Origin of the sequence: Streptomyces sp. AV19, from assembly GCF_015999245.1 — a bacterium.
In the GTDB taxonomy this organism is placed as follows: Bacteria; Actinomycetota; Actinomycetes; order Streptomycetales; family Streptomycetaceae; genus Streptomyces.
The window spans coordinates 1-3,951 of the sequence record NZ_JAEAMR010000053.1 but is presented as its reverse complement, the minus strand read 5'-3'; the positions used below and the strand labels follow the sequence as shown (position 1 = coordinate 3,951).

Genomic DNA, 3,951 nt, shown 5'->3' with positions numbered 1-3,951 from the left:
CTTCGGCGCGGAGGGCTCGAAGGGCGTCGTGCGCGACCCGGCCACCGGTGACCTGAAAGCCGTCACCGTCACTCCCGACAACGAGGACGACGTCCTGGTCCACGACGCGCACATGGCCTCACCCGCCGTCGCGTTCGCGCTCTCCCGGCTCGCCGACGCCGACACCCTGCACCGGACTCCCGTCGGCGTGTTCCGCGACACCGACCGCCCCGTCTACGACACCGACATGGCCGGCCAATTGGTGTGGGCGATCGGGCAAAAAGGGGAAGGCGACCTGGCTTCCCTGCTTGCCGGCGGTGAGACCTGGACCGTGGTGGCCTGACCCGGTTCCGCCCACCTCCGCTGCTCCCGTCCGGTCGCCCCACTGCAGGAGACTGCTCATCCGCAGGTCGCAAGTTCACCTCCCGCACGCCTCGTTGCACGGCCCCGTGGCCTCCCGCGGGGTCCCGCCCTCTTCTTCCGTTCCCCCTTTCTTTCCCGCCTCGTCCTGCGATTCCGGGACGATCCGGCGATTGCCGGCCGGCCACCAGGCCCATCGGCCCAGGAGGATCATGGCCGCGGGCACGAGCAGGACGGCCAACGCGAAGGCGGTGATGAGGATGCCGGTGGCCAGGGCCGCTCCCATCTGTGCCAGCAGTGCGCTGCCGGTCAGCATCAGGACGCCGAAGGTGCCCGCGAGGACGATCGCGGCGGCGGCGATGGCGGGTGCGGACCGGGTGACGGCGGCCCGCACGGCCTCACGTGGTGGCGCGCCGTTGGCGCTCTCTTCCCGCAGGCGGGCCACCATCAGGATGTTGTAGTCGGTGCCGAGTGTGACGACGAACAGGTACAGCACCGCGGGGAGGACGAGAGACAGGCCTGGCCGGCCCAGTACCTCCTGGTAGCACCCCACCATGGCGCCAAGTGAGGCCGCGAATCCCAGGGCGACGGAGAGCATCAGATAGAGCGGGGTGACGAGGCTGCGCAGAAGGAGGGCCAGGATGACGGTGATTGCCAGAGCGGCAACGGTGAAGACGGCCTGGTAGTCGTGGGCGACGGCGGTTCGTATGTCGGCCAGTTCGGCCGAAGTGCCGCCGACGAGGACCGCGGTGCCCCGCGGCGCGTACCTGTGGGCGCCCGTCCGCAGAGGGCCGCCGGCCAGCCTCACGGCTTCGGGCCGCAGGGGGTGGTGGACGAGCGGGACCTGGTAGAGGGCGATGCGACCGTCCGGGCTGAGGCGGGGTGGGAGGACGGCGCCGACTCCTGGGATGCCGGCCAAGGTGTTCCGGTAGGTGGCGAGTGCGGCAGGGGTTGGTCGGGTGCCCTCCTTCGTGGTCAGGTACACCTCGACCGGGTCGGACTGCCCGGCGGAGAAGCCGCGTTCCATGTCCTTGAGGGCCTGTACGGACTCGGCGTTGTCCGGCAGATTCGACGCTTCGAAATCGATCGAGAAGCCGGAGGCGTTGAGGGCCAGCGCGGTGAGGAGGGCTGTGCACACACCCATGAGAAGGACGGGGCGGAGGGAGACCATGCGCCCGATGCGGTGGGTGAGGCGGTCGGGGGAGCGGTCGGCCCAAGTCGTGGACGGCCAGAACACGTTGGTGCCGAGGATGGAGAGGACGGCGGGAACGAGAGTGAGCGCGGCCACGAGGGTGACGGCGACGGCGATGGCCAATGGCGGCCCCATGGTGCGCAGCGTTCCCACGGTGGACAACAGGAGAGTGAGGAAAGCGACGATGACGACGCTCGCCGCCGAGGCGATGGCCTTGCCGACGCGGCTGACGGCATCGACGAGGGCCGTCCTGGGCGGCTTCCCGGACCGCAGCTCCTCGCGGTAGCGGAAGAGGAGGAAGAGGATGTAGTCGGTGCCGATTCCGAAGAGCACGGTGATGAGGATGGCCGAGAGGAAGGCGTCGGCTTCCATGCCCGTTGCGGACGCGGTGATGGCGATGAGTCCGATGGCCACCGCGTAGGCGACGGCGATGACGGCGACCGGCAGCAGGGCGATGAGTGGACTGCGGAAGATCGCGAGCAGGGCCACGACGATGAGCAGCAACGTCGCCTGCATCACGAGGGCGTCGCTCTCGGCGGAGGAATCACGGGCGTCGAGGTCGCCGGGCACCGAACCGGTGATGCCTGCGCGGACCTGGGTGTCGCGGAGGAGCTCCGTCGTGTCCTTGCGCATGGCCCGGACGGAGGAGAACAGTTGGTCGTCGGGCGGGTCACCGGCGGCGGGGAAGACGTGGGCGAGGGCGACCTTGCCGTTGGGGGAGACGGAGTGCGGCCCGGTTTCGACGGTGGTGACTCCGGGGTGGTGCCGGTTGCGCAGGGCGGCGGCCGTGGCGGTGACGTCACGCAGGTCCGTGCCGGTGAGCCTGCCGCCGTCGGCCCGCCGGAACACGACGACGGCCATGGGCCGGCGCTGCGTGGGGAAGGCCCGGTGGTGTAGTTGGCGGGCCCGGACCGACTCGTAGTGGGAGGGGAGAGAGACGGAGGTGCCGGAACCGGAGGTGAGGGCCGGGGCCCACAGGGTGAGCCCCGTGGCGGCGAGGAGCCAGCCCGCGATCACGAGCCAGGGCCGGTGTACGGTGGCCCGCCCGACGGGACGAAACATGAAGAGGGGTTCCTTCGGATCGATGCGAGGCAGGAGGGGAGACGCGAAGAAGGGCCGCGGAGGAGGGCCGCGCGGTTCAGTGGCCGTAGAGCTCCGGGAAACAGGTGTCGATGGAGGCGAGTTCCTCCGCAGTGAAGGAGGTCCGGTGGACGGCCGAGCAGAACTCGGGAAGGTCCTCGGCCGCGGTGAGCGAGACAAGGGCGGACGCCACCACGGGCTGGCGCAGGACCCAGCTGACGGCGCACTGCCGCGAGGACTGCCCCCGCTTCAGAGAGATGTCGCTCAGGCGCCGCTGCAACTTCTCCACCTCCTGCTGCGGGTAGTCGGAGCAGGGGTCGAAGTGGTAGTCCAGGGGCCCTTCGGCGACGCATCCGATGCCCGACGACCGCAGGCTGTCCAGGAGGTCGGCCTCGGGCCGGCGGTGGAGCATGGAGTACGTGACGCGGCAGGCGGTGAGGGGCGTCCCCAGGTCCCGTAGGGCCGCCGCCAGTTGCCGCACCATGGCAGCGGCGTAGCCGGAGACCCCCACGTACAGCGCCTTCCCCTGACGCACGACGGAGTCCAGGGCGCCGGCCGTCTCCTCGACGGGGGTGGACGTGTCGTGACGATGCGCGTAGAAGACGTCGACGCAGTCGAGGCCGGTGCGGCGCAGAGTGGCGTTCAAGGAGGTGATCAGACACTTGCGGGAGCCGAATCCCGGCATGATGCGGGGCTGCGTGCCCATGCCCGCGCGGGTGGATACGATCAGGTCTTCGCGTAGGCCCCCGAGGCGGTGCAGGGCCCGTCCGAAGTTCTCCTCCACCACGCCCCGGAACGCGCCGTAGTGGGGCGCCAGGTCGAAGTGGTTGATCCCGCAGTTCACGGCGGCCTCCAGGGTCTCCGACATTTCACGGAGACCCTTTTTGCAGGCCATCCCCTCCTCGAGGTTCACCCCGATCGACGACATGTGCAGTCCGCTCTGCGCCAGCCGTCGGTACTCCATTTGTCCGCCGCTCCAGGGAAGGGCGCCGGCGGTCTCCAAGGTGGCATTCACTGTTGTGCTCCAAGCTGCTTCCGGGGAATTCTGGTGCGGGCGGGCCCGGGACCCGCCTGCGGGACATCAAAACACCGTTATCGGAACAGTTGCCGTCAATGAACTCCGTGCTGCGAGCCGTAGTTATGCCGGGACGGCACGGCGTTCTGTCGCACGGCGGAGGGGATGCGTGCCGGGGAAAATCCAGAAGTTATCGATCAGTACCCACTCGCCGGAGCAATCTGATGAGCATTGCTGCGTGGGGTGGTTATGCCCGGGAATTGGCAGGGGACTAAGGGTTGTCCCGTAAATGATCTACGAGTTGGTGGGTGACGAGTCGGCCTGG

The 3,951-nt window shown here is 69.2% G+C and carries 2 protein-coding genes and 1 pseudogene; 1 reads left to right on the top strand and 2 read right to left on the bottom strand.

The window, feature by feature from the left end:
* Positions 1 to 322: pseudogene (locus I5Q34_RS33035) on the top strand (2-oxoacid:ferredoxin oxidoreductase subunit beta); the annotation flags it as partial.
* A gap of 75 nt (positions 323 to 397) precedes the next feature.
* On the opposite strand, the gene I5Q34_RS35670 reads toward I5Q34_RS33035, so the two are convergent.
* Both I5Q34_RS35670 and I5Q34_RS33025 read right to left on the bottom strand, forming a co-directional pair.
* On the bottom strand, positions 398 to 2,593 hold the full coding sequence (locus I5Q34_RS35670) for an MMPL family transporter (RefSeq protein ID WP_199896190.1): 2,196 nt from the start codon (positions 2,591 to 2,593) through the stop codon (positions 398 to 400).
* Between the two features lie 76 nt (positions 2,594 to 2,669).
* On the bottom strand, positions 2,670 to 3,575 hold the full coding sequence (locus I5Q34_RS33025; protein ID WP_199896189.1) for an aldo/keto reductase: 906 nt from the start codon (positions 3,573 to 3,575) through the stop codon (positions 2,670 to 2,672).
* Positions 3,576 to 3,951 lie beyond the last annotated feature (376 nt).

Excerpts from the sequence above, each read along its gene's own strand:
- I5Q34_RS35670 (WP_199896190.1), bottom strand. The coding sequence starts at position 2,593 with ATGTTTCGTCCCGTCGGGCGGGCCACCGTACACCGGCCCTGGCTCGTG.
- I5Q34_RS33025 (WP_199896189.1), bottom strand. The coding sequence starts at position 3,575 with ATGGAGTACCGACGGCTGGCGCAGAGCGGACTGCACATGTCGTCGATC.